The sequence below is a fragment of the Streptomyces sp. LX-29 genome (assembly GCF_029541745.1).
Lineage (GTDB): Bacteria > Actinomycetota > Actinomycetes > Streptomycetales > Streptomycetaceae > Streptomyces.
This window is the reverse complement of sequence record NZ_CP089746.1, coordinates 1,015,666-1,035,188: the sequence shown is the minus strand read 5'-3', so window position 1 is coordinate 1,035,188 and position 19,523 is coordinate 1,015,666. Positions and strand designations below refer to the sequence as shown.

At 74.1% G+C, this 19,523-nt stretch carries 17 protein-coding genes and 1 pseudogene; 8 read left to right on the top strand and 10 right to left on the bottom strand.

Translation table 11 applies throughout. From position 1 onward, the window contains the following. Positions 1–23 precede the first annotated feature (23 nt). Positions 24–818, top strand: a complete 795-nt coding sequence (locus LRS74_RS04490) for a 3-hydroxybutyrate dehydrogenase (protein WP_277739749.1) — start codon at positions 24–26, stop codon at positions 816–818. Then, a complete protein-coding gene (locus LRS74_RS04485) occupies positions 803–3,280 on the top strand; it encodes a GAF domain-containing protein (RefSeq protein ID WP_277739748.1) in 2,478 nt (825 codons plus the stop codon). The genes LRS74_RS04490 and LRS74_RS04485 overlap by 16 nt, the downstream gene beginning before the upstream one ends. A 159-nt stretch (positions 3,281–3,439) precedes the next feature. Here the strand turns inward: LRS74_RS04485 and LRS74_RS04480 are convergent, their stop codons facing one another. Together LRS74_RS04480 and LRS74_RS04475 are read right to left on the bottom strand one after the other, a co-directional pair. After that, the gene (locus tag LRS74_RS04480; protein ID WP_277739747.1) at positions 3,440–4,852 is read right to left on the bottom strand and encodes an MFS transporter; all 1,413 of its coding nucleotides are present in this window, start codon (positions 4,850–4,852) and stop codon (positions 3,440–3,442) included. Between the two features lie 386 nt (positions 4,853–5,238). Continuing rightward, entirely contained in the window at positions 5,239–6,519 is a 1,281-nt protein-coding gene (locus LRS74_RS04475; protein ID WP_277739746.1) for a haloacid dehalogenase-like hydrolase, read from the bottom strand. A gap of 438 nt (positions 6,520–6,957) precedes the next feature. Between LRS74_RS04475 and tgmA the strand changes: the two genes are divergently transcribed. From tgmA to LRS74_RS04455, 4 genes are all read left to right on the top strand, one after another. Beyond that, positions 6,958–7,149: a putative ATP-grasp-modified RiPP gene (gene tgmA / locus LRS74_RS04470; RefSeq protein ID WP_277739745.1), complete on the top strand. Its 192-nt coding sequence runs from the start codon at positions 6,958–6,960 to the stop codon at positions 7,147–7,149. Between the two features lie 6 nt (positions 7,150–7,155). After that, on the top strand, positions 7,156–8,085 hold the full coding sequence (tgmB, locus tag LRS74_RS04465) for an ATP-grasp ribosomal peptide maturase (protein ID WP_277739744.1): 930 nt from the start codon (positions 7,156–7,158) through the stop codon (positions 8,083–8,085). Between the two features lie 159 nt (positions 8,086–8,244). Then, on the top strand, positions 8,245–9,021 hold the full coding sequence (locus tag LRS74_RS04460; protein WP_277739743.1) for a sigma-70 family RNA polymerase sigma factor: 777 nt from the start codon (positions 8,245–8,247) through the stop codon (positions 9,019–9,021). A gap of 487 nt (positions 9,022–9,508) precedes the next feature. Continuing rightward, positions 9,509–10,606, top strand: a complete 1,098-nt coding sequence (locus LRS74_RS04455; RefSeq protein ID WP_277739742.1) for a substrate-binding domain-containing protein — start codon at positions 9,509–9,511, stop codon at positions 10,604–10,606. A 208-nt stretch (positions 10,607–10,814) separates the two neighbouring features. Here LRS74_RS04455 and LRS74_RS04450 read toward each other — a convergent pair whose 3' ends face one another. Together LRS74_RS04450 and LRS74_RS04445 are read right to left on the bottom strand one after the other, a co-directional pair. Further along, positions 10,815–11,912, bottom strand: a complete 1,098-nt coding sequence (locus LRS74_RS04450) for a response regulator (protein ID WP_277739741.1) — start codon at positions 11,910–11,912, stop codon at positions 10,815–10,817. Then, positions 11,905–12,144, bottom strand: a complete 240-nt coding sequence (locus LRS74_RS04445) for a hypothetical protein (RefSeq protein ID WP_277739740.1) — start codon at positions 12,142–12,144, stop codon at positions 11,905–11,907. Before LRS74_RS04445 ends, LRS74_RS04450 begins: the two co-directional genes overlap by 8 nt. A 208-nt stretch (positions 12,145–12,352) precedes the next feature. Here LRS74_RS04445 and LRS74_RS04440 point away from each other — a divergent pair. Next, a pseudogene (locus LRS74_RS04440) lies at positions 12,353–12,523 on the top strand (alpha/beta hydrolase); the annotation flags it as partial. A 136-nt stretch (positions 12,524–12,659) separates the two neighbouring features. Here LRS74_RS04440 and LRS74_RS04435 read toward each other — a convergent pair. After that, a complete protein-coding gene (locus tag LRS74_RS04435) occupies positions 12,660–15,344 on the bottom strand; it encodes an FAD/NAD(P)-binding protein (protein WP_277739739.1) in 2,685 nt (894 codons plus the stop codon). Positions 15,345–15,673: 329 nt separating this feature from the next. Between LRS74_RS04435 and LRS74_RS04430 the strand changes: the two genes are divergently transcribed. Beyond that, positions 15,674–16,153, top strand: a complete 480-nt coding sequence (locus LRS74_RS04430) for an Rrf2 family transcriptional regulator (RefSeq protein ID WP_277739738.1) — start codon at positions 15,674–15,676, stop codon at positions 16,151–16,153. A gap of 156 nt (positions 16,154–16,309) precedes the next feature. On the opposite strand, the gene LRS74_RS04425 is transcribed toward LRS74_RS04430, so the two are convergent. From LRS74_RS04425 to LRS74_RS04405, 5 genes are all read right to left on the bottom strand, one after another. Further along, the gene (locus tag LRS74_RS04425; protein WP_277739737.1) at positions 16,310–16,723 is read right to left on the bottom strand and encodes a PTS fructose transporter subunit IIA; all 414 of its coding nucleotides are present in this window, start codon (positions 16,721–16,723) and stop codon (positions 16,310–16,312) included. Then, positions 16,720–17,340 (bottom strand): dihydroxyacetone kinase subunit DhaL, encoded by a 621-nt coding sequence (dhaL, locus tag LRS74_RS04420; protein WP_277739736.1) that lies wholly within the window; start codon positions 17,338–17,340, stop codon positions 16,720–16,722. Before dhaL ends, LRS74_RS04425 begins: the two co-directional genes overlap by 4 nt. A gap of 225 nt (positions 17,341–17,565) precedes the next feature. Then, positions 17,566–18,558 (bottom strand): dihydroxyacetone kinase subunit DhaK, encoded by a 993-nt coding sequence (gene dhaK / locus LRS74_RS04415; protein WP_277739735.1) that lies wholly within the window; start codon positions 18,556–18,558, stop codon positions 17,566–17,568. A 32-nt stretch (positions 18,559–18,590) separates the two neighbouring features. Then, positions 18,591–18,722, bottom strand: a complete 132-nt coding sequence (locus tag LRS74_RS04410) for a hypothetical protein (RefSeq protein ID WP_260867446.1) — start codon at positions 18,720–18,722, stop codon at positions 18,591–18,593. Continuing rightward, on the bottom strand, positions 18,719–19,504 hold the full coding sequence (locus tag LRS74_RS04405; protein WP_347178096.1) for a hydrogenase maturation protease: 786 nt from the start codon (positions 19,502–19,504) through the stop codon (positions 18,719–18,721). The genes LRS74_RS04410 and LRS74_RS04405 overlap by 4 nt, the downstream gene beginning before the upstream one ends. Between the last annotated feature and the right edge of the window lie 19 nt (positions 19,505–19,523).

The window sequence follows — 19,523 nt, the reverse complement described above, 5'->3', positions numbered from 1 at the left end:
CGGCGCCGTCTAGCCTGCCCGCTATGAGCGTGTCCACCACATCAGGCACCGTCGACCTTCGTGGTCGCACCGCACTCGTCACCGGCGCCGCGGGCGGTATCGGGCAGGCGTGCGCGCTGCGGCTCGCCGCCTCCGGTGCCACGGTCCGCGCGGCCGACCGGGACGCCGACGGCCTGGCCCGCCTCGCGGCGCGCGCCGCGGACACCCCCGGCCTGTCGGGCCGCGTCGAGTCGTGCCCGCTGGACCTCACCGACCTCGACGCCGCCGAGGCGGCGGCCTACGGCGCCGACATCCTCGTCAACAACGCCGGTCTCCAACTGGTCCGTCCCATCGAGGAGTTCCCACCGGAGACCTTCTCGACCGTGCTGACGGTCATGCTGGAGGCGCCTTTCCGGCTCATCCGGGGCGCACTGCCGCACATGTACGGCCAGGGGTGGGGGCGCATCGTCAACATCTCCTCCGTCCACGGGCTGCGCGCCTCGGCCTACAAGTCCGCGTACGTGGCCGCCAAACACGGACTGGAGGGCCTCTCCAAGGTCGCCGCCCTGGAGGGGGCAGCGCGGGGCGTCACCTCCAACTGCGTCAGCCCCGGCTACGTGCGCACGCCCCTGGTCGAGCGGCAGATCGCCGACCAGGCCGCCGCGCACGGCATACCCGCCGAACGCGTCGTCAGCGACCTGCTGTTGGCCGACACGGCCCTCAAGCGGCTCGTCGAGCCGGAGGAGGTCGCCGAGGCGGTCGCCTACCTCTGCGGACCGCACACCTCGTTCGTCACCGGCACCACCCTCACCATGGACGGCGGATGGACGGCCCACTGAATCCCGAGCACGCCCCGAAGCCCCGCGCGGACGGGCACGACCCTGACCCGGCCGAGCCCGCCGAGTTCGCCGAACGCACCGAGCCCTATATCGAGCTGCTCGCGCGGGGCGCACCCGCCGAGGCGTTCGAGCGGCCCGTCCTGCGCGCCCGCGCGGAGGGCGAAAGCCCCGCCCGGCTCGCCGCCCTGGAGCGCGTCAAGCTGGCGGCGCTGCGGGTCCATGGAGAACTGGAGGGCCGCAGGCGACGCGAGGCCGAACTGTCCGCCCTCTACGAGACCGCCCACGACCTCGCCGGGCTGCGCGACCTGGACGCGGTGCTCCAGGCCATCGTGCAGCGCGCCCGCTCGCTGCTGGGCACCGAGGTCGCCTATCTGACGCTCAACGACCCCCGCGCGGGCGACACCTACATGCGGGTCACCGACGGCTCGGTCTCGGCACGCTTCCAGCAACTGAGGCTCGGCATGGGGGAGGGACTCGGCGGGCTGGTCGCCCAGACGGCCCGCCCGTACGTCACCGACAGCTATCTGGACGACCCCCGCTTCCAGCACACCCACACCATCGACGAAGGCGTCATCGACGAGGGGCTGGTGGCCATCCTCGGCGTGCCGCTCATGCTGGGCAGCGGCGTCATCGGCGTGCTGTTCGCCGCAGACCGGAGGGCGCGGGTCTTCGAACGCGAACAGATCGCCCTGCTCGGTTCCTTCGCCGCGCACGCCGCCGTCGCCCTCGACACCGCCAACCTGCTGGCCGAGACCCGCTCCGCGCTGGCCGAACTGGAGGCCGCCAACGAGATCATCCGGGACCGCAGCGCCGTCATCGAGCGCGCCTCGGAGGTGCACGACCGGCTCACCGAGCTGGTGCTGCGCGGTGGCGGGGTGCACGACGTCGCCGCCGCCGTCGCCGAAGTGCTCAGCGGATCGGTGGAGTTCGTCGAGCCGGAGGCGTGCCCGCTCACGGCCGTCGACCCGTCCCGCGCCGACGGCCGCGCGGTGCGGCAGGGCGACGACTGGGTCGCCGCCGTCTCCGCCGGCGGCGAACTCCTCGGCGCGCTCGTCCTGCACGGCCACTCCGGGCTGGACCCGGTCGACCAACGCACGCTCGAGCGCGCCGCCATGGTCACCTCGCTGCTGCAACTGGCCCGCCGATCCGCGGGCGAGGCGGAGCAACGGGTCCGCGGCGAGCTCCTGGACGACCTCCTCGACGCCCCCGACCGCGACCCGGGGCTGCTGCGCGAGCGCGCCCTGAGGCTGCGGGCGGACCTCGACGCACCGCATGTCGTCCTGGCGGCCCGCGTCGACACCGGTGGGGACGCCGTCGACCCGGCCGCCGCGGACCCGAAGGCCCCGACGGGCACCGGTGCGGGCTTCCGCGGGGGCCGGCCCGCCGCCTTCCCGGGACGGGCCGCCACCGACTCCCGCCCCGTCCCCGGCGCCCGGGCGCACGGGGACCGGGACGCGGGCGCCGCCACGGCCGGTCGCCCGAGCCCGGGCGGCCCCAGCACGGCCGGCCGCGGCCCGGCGGACACCCCGGACGCCGGCCGGACCGTGGGTCCGGGTCCGAGCGGGGGTCCGAGCGCGAGGCCGGGCACGGGTCCGGGCGCAGGGCCGGGCGCAGGCCCGGGCGCAGGGCCGGGCGCGCATCCGAGCCGGGTCCCGAGCTCGACGGCGGACCCGCGGTCGACCGGGCGTCGCACGATGGGCGGTCCGGTGGGCGGTCCGGTGGGCGACGGCCGTCCCCCAGGCGGAGGTCCCCCAGTCGGAGGTTCCCCAGGCGGACGGGCGTCGCGCGGGGCGACCGCCGACCGGCGCGCGGTCGACCGGCAGACCGCCGACCGGCAGCGCCTGTGGTCCGCGGCCTCCCATCTGGCCGCGACCGGGCACGGCCTCGCCGCCGCGCGGGACGGCGGTGTCGTCCTGCTGTTGCCGCTCGCCCGGGGAGAGAGCGCCGCGGCCACCGCCCGCCGGGCGGCCAGGCAGCTGGGCACCGCCGTACACGCACCGGTCACCGTGGGGGCGTCGGCGCCGGTGCCCGCCCCGGCGGCCGCCCCCGGCGTGGTCGCCGACGCCTACGCCGAAGCGCTGCGCTGTCTCAGCGTGTTGGACCTGCTCGGCCGCGCGGGCGAGGGCGGCGCCGCGGAGGACTTCGGCTTTCTCGGGTTGCTGCTGGCGGGTGCGCGGGACGGCGACCGGGTGGCGGAGTTCGTGCACCGCACCATCGGCACGGTCATCGACTACGACCGACGGCGCGGCACCGACCTGGTCCGCACCCTGGACGCCTACTTCGCCAGCGGCATGAGCCCGGTCCGTACGAAGGACGCGCTCCACGTCCACGTCAACACCGTGGCGCAGCGCCTGGAGCGGGTGGCTCGGCTGCTGGGCCCCGGCTGGCAGGAGCCGTCCCACCTGCTGGAGATCCAGCTCGCGCTGCGTCTCCACCGGCTCTCGGCGGCGGTCGCCCGCTGACCGGTGGGGCCGCGCGGTTCACACCCGACCCGTCGTCGGAGGGCGAGCCGCGGAAGTCGACGCGGCGGTCGACGCCGAAGCCGAAGCCGACGCCTGGGTCGAGGCCCAAGCCGACCCAGGCGCCGGCGCTGACGCCTAGGCCGACGCCTAGGTCAACGTCTAGGCCGACGCCTGGGGTGAGGTCTTCGCCGACCCCGTCGCCGAGGCGGCTGCCGAAGCGTTCGTGGTCGCCGCGGCCGTCGGTTCGACCGCGGCGAGGTCGCGCTGGCGGGTCTCCTTCGCCACCCCGACCGCGACCAGGGTGAGCAGGGCCGCGGCGATCACGTACAGCGCGATCGGGGTGCTGCTGTCGTAGTCGGCCAGCAGGGCGGTGGCGATCAGCGGCGCGGGCGCGCCGGCGGCGACCGAGGCGAACTGGGCTCCGATCGAGGCGCCCGAATAGCGCATCCGGGTCGCGAACATCTCGGAGAAGAAGGCCGCCTGCGGGGCGTACATCGCGCCGTGGAAGACCAGCCCCACCGTGACCGCCACGATCACCCAGCCGAACTCCCGCGTGTCGATCAGGGCGAAGAACGGGAAGGCCCAGGCGCCCACCCCCGCGGCGCCGAGCAGGTACACCGGGCGGCGCCCGAGGCGGTCGGAGAGCGCGCCCCAGGCGGGGATCACCGCGAAGTGCACGGCCGAGGCGATGAGGACGGCGTTGAGGGCGGTCTGCTTGCCCAGGTCGGCCTGTTCGGTCGCGTAGACGAGGACGAAGGCGGTGATGACGTAGTAACTGATGTTCTCCGCCATGCGCGCACCCATGGCGACCAGAACGTCACGCCAGTGGTGCCGCAACACGGCGACCAGCGGCGGCTGTTCCGCCTCCTGCTTCCGGCTCTCCGCGCGGGCGAGCGCCTCCTTGAAGACCGGCGACTCGTCGACGGACAGCCGGATCCACATGCCGACCAGGACCAGGACACCCGACAGCAGGAACGGCACCCGCCACCCCCACGACTCGAAGGCCGCGTCCGAGAGCAGCGCGGTCAGGGCCGAGAGCACCCCGGTCGCCAGCAACTGTCCGGCCGGGGCGCCGGTCTGCGGCCAGGACGCCCAGAAGCCACGCCGGTTCCCGCCCGCCCGGTCGGAGTGCTCGGACACCAGCAGCACCGCTCCGCCCCACTCGCCGCCCAGCGCGAAGCCCTGCACCAGTCGCAGCGCGGTGAGCAGCACCGGGGCCGCCGAACCGACCGTGGCGTGCGTGGGCAGCAGTCCGATCGCGAACGTCGCCCCGCCCATCAGCAGCAGGCTCAGCACCAGCAGCCTCTTGCGGCCGAGCCGGTCGCCGTAGTGCCCGAAGACCAGCGCGCCGATCGGGCGTGCGGCGAAGCCGACCGCATAGGTGAGGAAGGAGAGCAGCGTGCCGACGAGCGGGTCGGAGTCCGGGAAGAACAGCTTGTTGAAGACCAACGCGGCCGCGGACCCGTAGAGGAAGAAGTCGTACCACTCGATGGTGGTGCCGATGAGGCTGGCGGCGACGATACGGCGGAGGCTGGCGGGGGCGGGGGGAGGAGCGGTCGCGGGGGAGGGCATGAGCACCACTTCCAGAGGGCCGGCGGGGACGATTCCGTGCCGCCACACCGTAGAAATGCGCAGGTCAGAGGCGTATGTGGTGGGACACCACAGTTCCGCGAGCAGGTGTGCGCGCGACCACCATGACAGCGGTGTCGCGGCTCGTGCCAGGGCCGCCGGCGCCCTGGGGCCGACGTCGGCGCGGCGCCGGCCGGCGGCGGGCGGGCGGCCTGGTGGGATCGGCGGGCCGGTGGCCCCCTCGCCCGCCGGTGGGGACCGGCGGGCGAGGGGGCGGGCGGGGCGAGGGGCCGGGCACGCGATGGGGAGCGGCCGCCGTGGCGACCGGCCGCCGCCGGGGAGTCGTCGCCCCCCACCGCGCCACCGGCCGGGCCTCGCCGGCCCGGTCGTCAGCTTGCCTGGAGGGCCAGGTCCTCCTGGTCGGGGATGACACTGCCGTCATGGCGCAGCACCGGGCCGAGGCTGCCGTCCGGGTGGGTGGCGCCGGTCGTCGAGCACGGGTAGACACCGGACTTGCGGGGCAGTGGGGCGATGAACATGGGGTTGACCGCCCAGCGCCCGTCGGCGTCGTCGAGGGCGCGGCACATCAGCTCGGGCTTGTTGCGGTTGATCGCCAGGTGCACTCCGGTGGCGTCGTCCACGAACGTCACATCGGTGTCGGCGTCGCCGGCCCCGAGGGCGATCCGGTGCGCCGGGTCCTGGCGCTGCCAGGCCGCGGCTCCCTTGATCTTGAAGATCTCCTGGTTGATGAAGCAGCGCTTGCCGTCCATGTACGGCAGAGCCTCGCCGCGCCCGTCGGGCATGTCGCCACAGCCGCGAATCCCGGTGGTGAGCTTGCCGTGCCGGGTCAGGCTGCGGATGCCGATGGTGTGTCGGCGGTCGAGGCCGACGCCTCCCGACCAAGCCTCGGCGATCGGCTCGGAGGAGGCGGAGACGATGTAGACGTCGAAGCCGGCGGCCTTGAGCGTGCGGATCAGGTCCTTCTGCTGCTCGTAGTAGCGGACGTATCCGGCGACGGTGTGGGTGCCGACCTTCTGGGTGGCGCCGATCGGGGCCGCCAGCTGCTCGGTGCGCGCCTGCGCGGCGAAGGAGCGCAGGGCCTTGGGGGTGTGACCCGCGAACAGCTGCGGGATCCAGGCGTAGCCCGGCACCGTGCGACGGTGGTTCCAGTTCCCGGCGAAGGCCGGTTCCCCGCCCATGGTCTGCGACTTCTCGCGTATCTCGAAGATCTCGTCGGCGCAGTCGGTGTCGACCGAGGTGGGCAGCGGGCGGCCGACGGGCACGGAGGTGCCGCAGGCGGCGGAGAGGGCCCGGTCGGCGGCCGGCGTCAGCCAGCGGCTGGTGTCACGCCAGCGCGCCGGGCGCAGGATCTTGTCGTGCCGGAGGGACCAGGCGAGCGTGGCGTCCGTGATGTCGTTCTTGACCACGGTGTTGTCCCAGTCGAACGCGGCGACCGGGCGCCGGCCGTCGATGCCGGAACAGGTACCCCGCTCGTCGATCATCTTCTGGAGCTTGGCGCGGTTGTCCCCGTACCAGGGCAGGCTGGTGTCGAGTTGGGGACAGCGGTCTCGGGACGACGCGCCGCTCGTGGACGTGGGGGCGGCGTCCGCGGGTGCCGCGGTGATGAGAACCGTGGCGGCCAGGAGGCCGGCGACGATGGTGGAACGCATGGATCCTCGCTAGGAGAGGTCGTACAGGGTGATCACGGTCCGCCGTGCGGATTCCGTGACGACGGCCATTCTTGATCATGAGTGGGGCCGACGAACAGGTGAACGAGAGGTTAACGGAGGGTGGATCCGGGCATCGAGGGGCCCACGGGTGCCGCGGTCCCGGGGTGACAGGCGGGCGCGATCCGTCGGGCCGTCATATGAGTCGGCCCGTCAGTACCGCCAGTGGTCAGGCCCGTTCAGCCGCCATGCGGTCCGGCCTCATATGAGTCAGGTCGTCATATGAGGGAGCGTCAAGGCTCGTCATCAAAGGCGAACAAATTTGGCAATCGACGGTTGGGGGCCACGTACGGTCACCTACGACATCGACGAGCGAGACCGGGTCGGCCGCGTGACCAGCGTGCCGGGTGGCGGAACCGGAGCTCGGACGAAGGAGAGAACATGCGGCCGTTCGCGTTGGGTTACGCCCGGCAGACACAGCAGACGCCGGTCATCGTCCCCTACACCTACGATCACGCCCGGCAGTTGAACGTCCTGCCCGACGGGCGCCCCGCCATCGACGACCGGGCATGGCTGCTCGTCACCGGCACCACCACCTCCACCGCCGGATCCAAGACGCACTTCGACGACTGACCCTCGATGACGGTCCTGATCCTCACCTGTGAGGAGGACGTGACCGCGGACCTGGTGGTGGCGGCGCTCCAGGAGCGGGGGGTGCCGCTGATCCGGCTGGACCCGGCCGATCTGCCCGGCGACGTCGCTCTGGCGGCCGAGTACACCCAGGGCGACATGCACGGCTACCTGTCGGCGGGCGGGCGGATGGGGAGCGCGGTCGGCCTGCGGTCGGTCTGGATGCGTCGTCCGGGGACCCCCGCGGCACACGCCGCGGAGCCCTCCGGCTGGCTCACCACGGAGTCCGAACACGCGCTGTACGGCATGCTCGGCTGTCTGCCGGTCCGCTGGATGAACCACCCGATGGCGGCCGCGCAGGCCCGCTACAAGCCCTGGCAGCTCCACCTCGCGCAGCTCAGCGGCTTCGCCGTGCCGCCCACCCTCATCACGTCCTTCCCCGAGGCGGCGCGCCAGTTCGCCACGGTCCACCGGGACCTGGTGGTCAAGACGGTCTCCGGTACGCATCCGGACGATCCGCCGCGGGTGCTGCCCACGACCCGCATCACCCCGGAGGTCGACTTCTCCGGGGTCTCCGCCGGCCCCACGCTGTTGCAACGGCATGTGAACAAGTGCGCGGACATCCGGCTGACCTGCGTCGGGGAGCGCCTGTTCGCGGCGCGCAAGGCGGCCGACCCGCACGAGGTGGACGGGCGCTTCGCCGCCTCCGGGGCCGGTTGGGAGCCGGTGGGGGTGCCCGATCGCATCGCCCGCTCGGTGCGCTCCTACATGGAGGCCGCGCGGCTCGCGTACGGAGCGTTCGACTTCGCCGCGGAGGAGGACGGCACCTGGTGGTTCCTGGAGTGCAACCAGGGCGGTCAGTTCGGCTTCGTCCAGCTCGACACCGGTCAGCAGATCGCCCGCGCGGTGGCCGTATGGCTGTCCGTCGAGGCCCGCTGAGCCCCGGATGAGGCGCGCCCGCCCCGTTTCCGCGCCGGCCTCGGGGGAGAGGCGGGCGGTCCCCGGGCGGCCGACGGGGGCTTGAGTGGCGGGTGGGCTCGGCGGGCTCCATAGTGGTGAGGGATTCCGGAGGCGCCTTGGATTTCAAGGAGGCCGCTGATGACCAGGGCTCGCCGTTCTCCTCATGAGGCTCCCGACACCACCGCCGCCTTCGTCCGGCTGAGGCGGCTGGAGCCCGGCGGGGCGGAGTGGGTGAGGCTGCGGCGCGAGATCATCGAGGCGTGGCTCCCCATGGCCGAGCGGATCAGCCGACGGTTCGGGGGGCGGGGTGAGGCCGCGGCGGATCTGCGTCAGGTGGCCGCGATGGCGCTGGTGCGGGCGGTGGACGGCTACGACCCGGGGCTGGGGCACCCCTTCGAGGCCTACGCCGTGCCGACCATCACCGGGGGCCTGCGGCGGCACTTCCGGGACTGCGTCTGGGGCGTGCGCGTCCCCCGGCGGCTCCAGCGGGCCTGCGGCGCCATCGGACGCGCCCGCGCCGAGCTGGAGCAGCAGCTGCGGACGAACCCGTCCGTGGCCCAGCTGGCGGCGGCGACGGACCTCAGCGAGTCGGAGGTGTACCTGGGGCTGCGGGTCGAGCGGATCCAGCGCACCTGCCTCCTGGACACGCTCACCGGTGGAGCGGAGGGGGTCTCGCTGGACGACACGCTCGGCGCGTCCGACCCCGGACTGGACCGGCTGCTCGAACGGGAGGCGCTCCGGCCGCTGCTGGCCGAGCTGCCCGAGCGCGAGCGCCGGGTGCTGTATCTGAGCTTCTTCGAGGAGCGGACGCAGAAGGAGATCGGCGCCCGGCTGGGCGTCTCGCAGATGCAGGTGAGCCGCATCCTTCGGCAGACCCTCGCCCGGTTGCGGGAGGGGCTGCGGGCCCCGGTCTGAGCGAAGCTTTCGGTGATTGCGAAGGCGAACCGCTCAGTCGGCCCGAGGACCGCGAACGCGGTGGAACAAAGCATCTGTCATCGGCGTCTGTCCGCCAAGATGGAAATGCTGCTGTTATGCCGGTATCGCCGCTGAATTCCCCTGGTTGCGTCGTGGGTCGCTGATGTCCGGATTTGTTGGCGTGGGGGCGGTGTCGGGTGGTGGGTGCGCGGGCGTGGGCAACGCGCCGGCGGGCATGCCGAATTGGCGCATCGGGTATTCCGCGGAATGACTGGATCCGGGCGCTCGAACGGCATGCCGCGCGGCCGTGAACCCTCGCCGCGCGGTCAGCCGCCGAATGGTATCTCACCTGGTGGCAAGGGGTTTCTCGGTGAATTCAGGCTGATAACGAATGGCAATCTTTCCTTGACGTCATGCGGGCCACAGAGTTGACTTCCGGCCACCTCGGCCGTGACATCGCGGCCTCGTCAGGGAGGTCACCCCCAACATGCATGCAATGCCGCGCCGTGTCGTCATCGCCACTGTCGCCGCCCTTTCCATGACCGCGTCCCTCGCGGCCTGCGGATCGGGAGACGACGGAGGCAGCGAGAGCACGGCGGAGAAGATCGGGTCGCTGCGCATCGGCCTGCTTCTGCCCGACGACCACACGGCGCGGTTCGAGGCTTACGACAGACCTCTGATCACCGAACGCATCAAGGACCTGTGTGCCGAGTGCACGGTCGAGTACGCCAACGCGAAGGCGGACCCGAAGCTTCAGCAGCAGCAGGTCGACACGATGATCGAGAAGAAGGTCGACGCGATCATCCTTGACGCGGTGGACTCCGAGTCGATCGCCGGCGCGGTGAAGAAGGCCGACGACGCCGACATCCCGGTCGTCGCCTACGACCGGCTCGCCCACGGCCCGCTCTCCGGCTACACCTCCTTCGACAACGAGGACGTCGGCAAGATCCAGGGCAAGGCGCTGCTGAAGGAGCTCGGCAGCAAGGCGAGCCAGGGCGAGATCGTCATGCTCAACGGCTGGGACGCCGACCCCAACTCCGCCATGTTCAAGAAGGGCGCGCTCTCCGTCCTGCAGGGCAAGGTCAAGATCGGCAAGTCGTACGACGTCGACCGCTGGCTCCCGGAGCAGGCCGGCAAGGACATGACCGAGGCGATCGGCCTGCTGGGCAAGAGCCGGATCGTGGGCGTCTACTCGGCCAACGACGGCATGGCCGGCGGCGCGATCACCGCGCTCAAGAACAGCGGCTTCACCACGCTGCCCCCGGTCACCGGGCAGGACGCCGAACTCGCCGGCGTTCAGCGCGTGCTCAGCGGGGAGCAGAGCATGACCATCTACAAGCCGTTCGACCCCGAGGCGACGGCCGCCGCCGAGATGGCGCTCGCCCTGGGGCGTGGTGAGGAGGTGGCCGTCTCCGCGACCGTCGACAGCCCGACGAACAAGGACATTCCGGCCCAGCTGATCACGCCCATCCTGCTGACCAAGGACAACATCAAGGACACCGTCGTCAAGGACGGGATGCTGAAGGTCAGCGACATCTGCACCGCCGCGTACGCGACCGCCTGCAAGCAGGCGGGCCTGCGCTGACGAGGCCCGCCGGCCCGCACACGGACGAGGTGCGGGCCGGCGGGTCACGCCCGGCGGCGGTCGGGTCCACGCCCCGTGCGGCCCGCCGTCGGCTCGGCCTCGCGGCGCCCCGCCTCGCGGTGCGACCGGGTCCGCCGCGAGGGGTCGCGGCGCCGGCGGATCGGCGACCGCGCGGCGACGGTGGATCGGTGGTCGCGGCGCCGGCGGATCAGTGGCCGTGGAGGCGGCGTTCGAGGTAGATGCCGGTGAACACCGCGACCTTGGCCCGCAGCACCCAGGGGTCGAAGGGCTTGCCGATGTAGTCGACGGCTCCGGCCGCGTAGCCGCGCGCGGAGTGCTCGGGATCGGTGCCCATGGCGGTGAGGAAGATGATCGGCACGTCCCGGGTGCGGGGACGACGCTTGATGTGTGCGGCAGTCTCATAACCGTCCATGTCGGGCATCTGGACGTCCATGATGATCACCGCGAAGTCGTCGTGGTGCAGCAGCGCCTTGAGCGCCTCCCCGCCGGACGAGACGGTGACGAGCTCCTGGTCGAGCGTCGACAGCACGGCCGTCATCGCCAGCAGGTTGTCGGCCTGGTCGTCCACGATCAGGATCCTGGGCATGCGCTGCGGCGCACGGGCCGCGCCGCCGGACAGGACCGCGGTCTGCTGCACCTTCTCGATCGTCTCCAGCTGCCGTTCGAGGAGCTCGCAGCGTGCCTCGGCCTCGTCGCGCTGCTTGTGCGCCGCGAGCAGCTCCGCCGACAGCCGTGCCACCTCGTCCTGCAGCGTGTCCCGTTCGCGCAGCAGTTCCGAGACGTCGGGGCGGCCCGACGCCAGCAGGTCCGCGCGCTCGCGCTCGGCGTTCCAGGCGGCTTCGAGCTGGCTCAGCCGCACCTCCAGGTCCGCGATGCGGTGCTTGCGGTCCAGCAGCGCGTCGCCCAGCACGTCGCCGCGGGCGGTGGAGCGGCGCGAGACCCGGTCCGCGTCGGCCAGCTGCTGCTCCAGGACCTCCACGGCGTGCTTGGGCGAGGTGCTCGTCGTCACGGCGGCGCGATGCAGCGCCCGTACCAGCTCGATGGCCTCGGGGGTGGCGGCGGTGCCGCGGTGCTCGGCGAGATCGGTGAACAGGTCCATGACCGCCTCCCAGGGAGGGACGCGGCTGCCGCTCAGATAGCGCGAGAACGTCCCGGGGTCCCGGCTGCGGCGTGCCGCGTACCGCCGGACCGAGACGCCCAGCCCGTCGAACAGCTCCCGCAGCGCCTGAGCCAGGGCCCGGGACTCCTGGGTCAGGTCCTCCGCCAGCGGCCTCAGTTCACCCACGGCCGTCCCCGGCTTCCACATCGGCCCCGGAGAGCTGTCGCGCCTCGGTGTCCTCGCCCGCGACGAGCCGGTCGAAGAACGGCACCGCGAGGCCGGCGGCCGCCAGGCCGCACAGCGCGCCGCGCGCCGCTCCGTCACCCGCGAGCGTGGCCAACACGCCGGCTGCCACGCCCGCCAGGGCGGCGAGCAGCAGCACGAGCGTCGCTCTCAACGACAGCAGTGAACGGTCCATCTGAACTCTCTCCTTCGCCCGGCCGGCTTCCGGCGCGCGGGCCGCACCGCCCTCCGGACCTTCGCCGAAGGGTGAGTCACAGCATGGAGGGTGACCGGACCGTTGCGCTGGGCAACGGTCGGATCGGCAACGTTGGCCGTGTTGCCGCCGGGCGGGTGGGTGGACGCAACGCCCGAATCCCCGCGACGCCCGCGCCGACGACGGGCGGTGGGCCGCCGAGGACCGGGTGATGCCGCCGGAGCACGGCCGTCGGCTGGCCGCCCTGTTGCCTCGCGGCGCATACGTCGAGATCGCCGACAGCTACACCCTCATCCCCGAGGACCAGCCCCGCCGACTCGCGGCCCACCTCCGTACGTTCCTCGCCGACGCCCGAGCGTAGACCCGACGGCAGGCCGGCGGCCGGCGCCCGCAAGCGCCCCGGCCGCCGCCCCACGCCGTACGACCGCCTCCGTACGGACCGGGCGAAGGCGGTCGGACCATGGCGAAGGCGGTCGCTGCCCGCCCGGCCGCGCCGTTCAGGCCGGCAGGTCCGCCAAGCGGCGGCGGTCCAGCGGCGAGGAGCGGCGGTCCAGCCGCTGCTCCAGGACCCGTCGGGCGGAGTCGCAGTGGCCGGCGGCGACCAGGGCGTACAGCAGGGTCTCCTCGACGACCTCGCGCTGGGCCGCGCTGCCGCCGACCCGCGGCAGCGCGGGCAGCACACCGCGCAGCTGCCGCACCGCGACGGACCAGCGCTCCTCCAACACCGCCTCCAGCGCCTCGCACAGCGGCGCGACCACCTCGCGCTGGACCGGGTCGGCCTGCGCCGTGTGGGCGCGCAGCCGGCGCAGGGCGGGCAGGTCGCCGGCGGCGGTGAGGGCGAAGGCGCCGTGCAGGGCGGTGAAGGCGGTCGCCGGCCGCTCCACCATGTCGCGGGCGACCGCGCTCAGCACATCGTCCACCGGGACCCGGCCGGTCCAGTTGCGGGTCATCCGGGCCCGCCACAGCAGGGAACCGGAGTCGATCAGCGCCCGTACGCCGCGCACCCGGGCCGGGGCCAGCTGGGCGAACCAACGCCGGCGCACCGCCGCCGGATCGTCGAGGGCCAGCTCGTGCAGGGCCGCGTGCCAGGAGAAGTGCGCCCGGTGCACCGCGCCGCGGCCCTGACCGGTGAGCCACTCGTCGAGCCAGTCGCGGCCCGCGCGGTGCGCACCGGACTCGTAGTGGACATGGGCCAGCGCGTGCACCGCGTGGCCGGAGGCCGGCTCGGCGGCCAGCGCCTGCCGCGCCAGATCGCCCGCCTCCTCGAAACGCCCCTCCTCCTGGTGGAGGAAGGAGAGCAGCGAGGTGTGGAACCAGTGGCCGTCGTAGGCGGCCGCGGTGGACTCCAGCAGCCGGCGCGCCAACGCGCCGTCCAGGTCGCTGACCCCGGAGAAGGCGATGGTGGGGACGGCGGCGCTGAGCGCCAGGGCATCACCCGGATGGCGGCCCAGATGGTCCATCAGGGCGGTGTCGCCGTCGCCCGCCCCGACCCGGCGGGCCACGACGTCGACGAAGGAGCGCTCCCGGTCGTCGCCGCGCTCGGCCGCGCTGCGCCGCGCGTCGGCGAGCGCCCGCTGGGTGTCGACCTCCACCCCGCACTCGTGGCCGAGCAGGGCCAGCGCGGCGTGGCCGAGGGCGAAGCCGGGGTCGAGCTCGACGGCCCGGGTGAACGCCTCCGCCGCCCCCGCCCGGACCGTGACGACCCGCGCCAGCCCGCTGCGGTAGGCGGCCGCCGCCGCGGCGTGGGTGGACAGCGGCAGCCCGAACTGGTCCGCCGGGCGACGGCGGGCGGTCGACGCCGGCCCGGACAGCGGCGCCAGCAGCGCCTCGGCGACCGCCCGTGCCTGGACCCGCAGCTCGGGGATGGCGGTGGTCTCCCACAGCTCGCCGCGCCGGGGCGCGCCGAGCGTGAACAGCGGTCGCTCCGCGCGGCCTTCCGCGTCGCGCAGCCGCCCGTCCTCGGTGGCCACCCCGATGCCCAGCGGGCCGGGCACCGCGAACCCCGCGGCGAGCAGCCCGCCCCACAGGGGATCGCCCGAGCCGTCGGCGCGCAGCCCGGGTCCGGTGCAGTCCACCACCCAGCTCACCCGCAGCGAACGGCCGTCGGCGAGGCCCACGTCGAACCGCGCCCCGTCGAGCCGTCCGCCGTCGGCGTCGGCCGCGCCCAGGCGCCGTACGGACGCCACCCGACCCGCGTGGACCCGCAGCCGGCGGGCGGCGCGCGCCCGGCCGAGGGCCTCCGCGGTGGCCGGGGCCATCCGGTGTCGGTGCACGTTCCACGCGGTGGCGTCCCGGCCCAGGAACTCGGCCCGCTCGTCCTCGCTCAGCCCCTGCCACAGGCCCACGGTGACCGAGCGCAGCCCGTCCAACGCCGGCCTCCAGTCGCCGTGCTCGCGCAGCGCCGCGAGCAGATGGCGGCGCACGGCGGTGCGGAGCCGCGGCAGCGGCAACCCGGACAGCCCCGGCGGAGGCGGCACCGGCGGCAGCGGGGCCACGGCGTGCGGCCGGGGCAGCGACCCGCTGCGGGACAGCGCGTGCACCGTGCGTCCGGGGCGGTCGAGGGTCAGCGCCAGGTCGACCGCGGTGAGCCCGGCACCGACCAGCAACACATCCCCGTCGCCCTCGCGGACCGCGTCCAGCGCGCCCGGCGCCCAGGGGCGGTCGATGAAGCGGTCCTCGCCGCGCAGCGCCTCCGGCGCCCAGCCGGCGGTTCCGGCGGTGGGTCCGGTGGCCAGCACCACGGCGTCGGCCGAGACGCTGGTGCCGTCCGCGAGGTCGAGCACGGCCCCGCCGACGCTCGGCCAGGCGCACCCCACCGCCTTCGTCCGCAGCCGGCGCACGGCGACGACGCCCTGCGCCCTGATGATCGCCTGGCCGAGGGTGTCGGCGAGATAGGCGCCGTAGCGGTAGCGGGTGGCGAAGTCCCCGGCGGTGACGGTCGGTTCGCCGTGGCGACAGAGCCACCGCAGGAAGTGCCCGGGGTCGTCCGGGTAACAACTCATTCCGCCGACCGGGACGTTGAGCCGGTGGCGCGGGTCTTCGGTGGCGTAGGCGGTGCCGCGCCCCGCCTCCCCGGCCGGGTCGATCAGGACCAGCTCGAGCGGGGTGCGCCGCCGGGCCGCGGCCTCGCAGAGCTGGATGGCGACGAGCGCGCCGGCCGCACCCGCGCCGACGACGGCCATGGTTGATCGAGATCGAGAGCGAGCGAGGACCACGGACAAACCTCCGGCTCCGGCACACGGGTGCACGATGTACTTCACTATTTCGATGAACAACCTGCAATGGGCACCATACTGGCGTCGGCGCGACCGTGCGTCATCACCCCCTCGCTGTGGGCCACATGGCGCTCCGTCGCGGGACGGCCCCGTACGCTGAACGGCCGCGGCGCCGGCGAACGGCTCCGGTGACGGGAAGGGGCGGCGCCGACGTCGGAGGGGGCCCCGGCGCTCGGGCGGGAGGGCCCGGTGCCCGGATGGGACGGCTCCGCCGTCCCCGTGAGACAGTTGAGGCCGTGAGGATCTCAGCAAGAACGGACTACGCCGTACGGGCGATGGCAGAGCTCGCGGGCTCTCCCGACCGGCCGCTGAAGTCGGAGGACATCGCGACCCGTCAGGACATCCCGCTGCGCTTTCTGTTCGTGGTGCTCAGCGAACTGCGCCGGGCCGGGCTGGTCCGCAGCCTGCGCGGCCCCGACGGGGGCTACGAGCTGAGCCGGCCCCCGGAGGAGATCACCCTCGCCGACGTCATCCGCGCCGTCGACGGCCCGCTCGCCAGCGTGCGCGACCTGCGGCTCACCGGTCTGGAATACCCCGGGGCGGCAGCCGCCCTCCCCGACGTCTGGCGCGCGGTGCGCACCAGCCTGCGGCAGGTCCTGGAGGGCACCACGCTGGCCGACCTGGCCGCGGGCACGCTGCCGCGGCTGGTCGCCGAGCGCGTCCAGGAGTACAACGACAACGTCCGTGCGTATCCGCCGTTTCCCACCCGGCGGTGACGGTCCCCGGCGGTGAGATCCCGGCGGCGCCGGCCCAGGCGGTGGCGGTTCCCGGGGTGAGATCCCGGCGGCGCCGGTCCCTGGCGGTGACGATCCCGACGGGACGGCGGCGGCCGTGACCGTCCCCGGCGGCGAGGTCCCGTCGGCGACGGCCGGTCACACCTTGCGGTAGCCGTACGCCTCCTCGGCCGCCGCCGCGACGGCCTCCAGGTCCGCGCCGGCCGAGGCGGCGACGACCGCCGCGACCGTGCCCTCCAGGAAGGGCGCGTCCACCAGGCGTGCCCCCTCGGGCAGCTCCTCGCCCTCGGCGAGGAGCGCCTTCACGGTCAGCACCGCGCTGCCCAGGTCGACCAGGAGGGCGACGCCCGCGCCCCGGTCGACGGCGTGGGCCGCCCGGGCGATCAGCTCCGCACTGGTGCCCACCTCGCCGTCGGCGGTGCCGCCGGCGGCCGCGACGGGCGCCGTGGCGCCACCGCCGGCCAAGGCCGTGGCCATGCGCGCCACCGACTCGGCGACCTGGGCGCTGTGCGAGACCAACACCACTCCGACCGACTGCCGTTCGCCGCTCATCGGGCCACCTCCGCCAAGGTCGTGAAGATGAGCGCCGAGGAGGTGGCGCCCGGGTCCTGGTGGCCGATGCTGCGCTCGCCCAGATAGCTGGCCCGGCCCTTGCGGGCCCGTAGCGGCACGGTGGCCACGGCCCCCTTCCCGGCCGCCTCCGCGCCGGCCGCGAAGGAGTCGTCGAGCGCGTCGACCGCCGGGACCAGCGCGTCCAGCATCGTCTTGTCGCCGGGCGCGGCACCACCCAGTTGGGCCACCGCGTCCACCCCCGCCCGCAGGGCCTCCCGCAGCCGCTCGCGGTCCACCTCCTCCGCGTCGCCGAGCGCCTTGCCCGCGCGCCGCAGCAGCGTCCCGTACAGCGGGCCCGACGCGCCACCGACCGTGGAGACCAACTGACGCCCGGCCAGCACGAGTACGGCCCCCGGGGTGGCCGGCGCGTCCGTGTCGAGCGCGGCGGAGACGGCTCGGAAGCCCCGCAGCATGTTGCTGCCGTGGTCCGCGTCGCCGATCGCCGCGTCCAGGTCGGTCAGCCGGTCGGCCTCCCGTTCCACGGCTGCCGCCAGCGCGGTCAGCCAGCGGCGGAAGAACGCGGCGTCGAGTACGGGGTCGCTGCCGGGCGGCGCCACGGGCATCCTCCTCGGTCGGTGGGTCGGTGGGTCGGTGGGTCGGTGGGTCGGTGGGTCGGTGGGTCGGTGGGTCGGTGGGTCGGTGGGTCGGTGGGTCGGGCGGTCGGTGGGTCGGGCGGGCTGGCGGGTGACGGGGGCGCGCACGAGGCCGCGCCCTGGGGTACGGGGCCGGGCCCGGGGGACGGGCCGGCCGGGGACGGGGCCGGGCGGAGCGCGCGGTCGGCGTCAGCGGCCCCAGCGCAGGGCGGGGGTGGACACCGGCGCGTCCCACAGGCGCAGCAGCTCCTCGTCCAGCTGGCACACCGTCACCGAGGCGCCGGCCATGTCCAGCGAGGTGACGTAGTTGCCGACGAGGGTGCGGGCCACCGGGACGCCCCGCTCGCCCAGGACCCGGTGCACCTCCGCGTTGAAGCCGTAGAGCTCCAGCAGCGGAGTGCCGCCCATCCCGTTGACCAGCAGCAGCACCGGACTGTCCGGCTGGAGATCGTCGAGCACCGCGTCCACCGCGAGGTCGGCGATCTCACGGGAGGTCATCGTCCCGCGTCGCTCCCGTCCCGGCTCGCCGTGGATGCCCACGCCGAGCTCCAGCTCACCGGGCGGCAGCTCGAAGGTGGGGCCGCCCCTGGCCGGGGTGGAGCAGGCGCTGAGGGCCACCCCGAAGCTGCGCGAGGACGCGTTGACCTGCCGGGCGACGGCCTCCACCCGCTCCAGCGGCGCCCCCTCCTCCGCCGCCGCGCCCGCGATCTTCTCGACGAAGAGCGTCGCCCCGGTGCCGCGCCGGCCGGCCGTGTAGAGGCTGTCGGTCACCGCCACGTCGTCGTTGACGAGCACCTTGGCGATCTGCACCCCCTCGTCCTCGGCGAGTTCGGCGGCCATGTCGAAGTTGAGGACGTCGCCCGTGTAGTTCTTCACCACGAACAGCACGCCCTTGCCGCTGTCCACGGCCGCCGCCGCCCGCACCATCTGGTCCGGAACGGGCGAGGTGAACACCTCCCCGGGGCAGGCCGCGTCCAGCATCCCGGGCCCGACGAACCCGGCGTGCAGCGGCTCGTGCCCCGAGCCGCCGCCCGACACCAGCGCGACCTTCCCGGCCACCGGCGCGTCCCGGCGCACCACCACCCGGTTGTCGACGTCCACGGTCAGCTCGGGGTGTGCGGCGGCCAGCCCGCGCAGCGCGTCGGCGACCACCGTCTCGGCCACGTTGATGAGCATCTTCACGGGCACCTCCGCGTCACAGCGAGCGCATGTGGCTACATCGTCTCCATCTTGTAGTACCGCCATGCCTCCGGTGCCTCCGCCACGATGATCGCGATCGTCGCGACCGCCAGTACGCAGGTCGCGGCGCGCACGACGCCCGCGGGGATGAAGATTCCGTTCCTCATTGGGACCTCACCTCCTCTCCGGTGCGGTCGAGCAGGTCGGCCAGGAGCTTCTCGACGAGCGGTACGGCCTCGTCGACGGCGCGCCGGACGGGTTCGCTGAGCCCGACCTGGACATCCGGCTCCTCGCCGGTCATCCGGACCTCCGGCTCGCAGCCGACGACCAGGACCCGCGGCAGCGGCCCCTCGCTCAGATGCCGGGCCAGCGCGAGCACCCGCACCGGGTCCATGGCATGGGTCTCGGGCGCCGCGTCGGCGATCTCCCGGAGGTCCGGCTCGATGACGAAGAGCGTGCCGGGGGCGGCGCCGCGCGGGGCGGCGTCGACGAAGACGACGGTGTCCCAGCCCTCCAGCATCCGGTAGGCGAGGTCCATGCCCCGGATGCCGAAGTCGGCGACGCGCACGCCCTCGGGGAGGGGCCGACGGCCCAGCGCCTGGGCGACCTCGCAGCCGAAGCCGTCGTCGGCGAGGAAGACGTTGCCGATCCCGGCGACCAGGATCCGGGCCGGCGGTGCCGCCGGCCGATCGCCCGACAGGGGCTCCACCTCCTCGGGGGAGAAGTAGAAGTGGTGGGCGACCTGGCCCCGGCTGGCGCCGAAGTCCCGTCCCGGGTCGCCCTCCAGCACCACGACCACGTGCGGGTTTCCCTCGAGGTCCTCCTCGACACGGTCGACTTCGCCGATCCGACCCTCCAGCGCCAGATCGAACAGGTCGCTGCCGCGCGAGGGGCGGAGCCGCACCCGGCTGCCGCGACGCAGCCCGGTCACGGCTCCCGTCTCGGTCACGGCTCCCGCCTCCGTCACG

Excerpts from the sequence above, each read along its gene's own strand:
- LRS74_RS04435 (WP_277739739.1), bottom strand. The coding sequence starts at position 15,344 with ATGGCCGTCGTCGGCGCGGGTGCGGCCGGCGCGCTCGTCGCCATCCAG.
- LRS74_RS04490 (WP_277739749.1), top strand. The coding sequence starts at position 24 with ATGAGCGTGTCCACCACATCAGGCACCGTCGACCTTCGTGGTCGCACC.
- LRS74_RS04480 (WP_277739747.1), bottom strand. The coding sequence starts at position 4,852 with ATGCCCTCCCCCGCGACCGCTCCTCCCCCCGCCCCCGCCAGCCTCCGC.
- tgmA (WP_277739745.1), top strand. The coding sequence starts at position 6,958 with ATGCGGCCGTTCGCGTTGGGTTACGCCCGGCAGACACAGCAGACGCCG.
- LRS74_RS04445 (WP_277739740.1), bottom strand. The coding sequence starts at position 12,144 with ATGGACCGTTCACTGCTGTCGTTGAGAGCGACGCTCGTGCTGCTGCTC.
- tgmB (WP_277739744.1), top strand. The coding sequence starts at position 7,156 with ATGACGGTCCTGATCCTCACCTGTGAGGAGGACGTGACCGCGGACCTG.
- LRS74_RS04425 (WP_277739737.1), bottom strand. The coding sequence starts at position 16,723 with ATGAGCGGCGAACGGCAGTCGGTCGGAGTGGTGTTGGTCTCGCACAGC.
- LRS74_RS04455 (WP_277739742.1), top strand. The coding sequence starts at position 9,509 with ATGCATGCAATGCCGCGCCGTGTCGTCATCGCCACTGTCGCCGCCCTT.
- LRS74_RS04460 (WP_277739743.1), top strand. The coding sequence starts at position 8,245 with ATGACCAGGGCTCGCCGTTCTCCTCATGAGGCTCCCGACACCACCGCC.
- LRS74_RS04410 (WP_260867446.1), bottom strand. The coding sequence starts at position 18,722 with ATGAGGAACGGAATCTTCATCCCCGCGGGCGTCGTGCGCGCCGCGACC.
- LRS74_RS04485 (WP_277739748.1), top strand. The coding sequence starts at position 803 with ATGGACGGCCCACTGAATCCCGAGCACGCCCCGAAGCCCCGCGCGGAC.
- LRS74_RS04475 (WP_277739746.1), bottom strand. The coding sequence starts at position 6,519 with ATGCGTTCCACCATCGTCGCCGGCCTCCTGGCCGCCACGGTTCTCATC.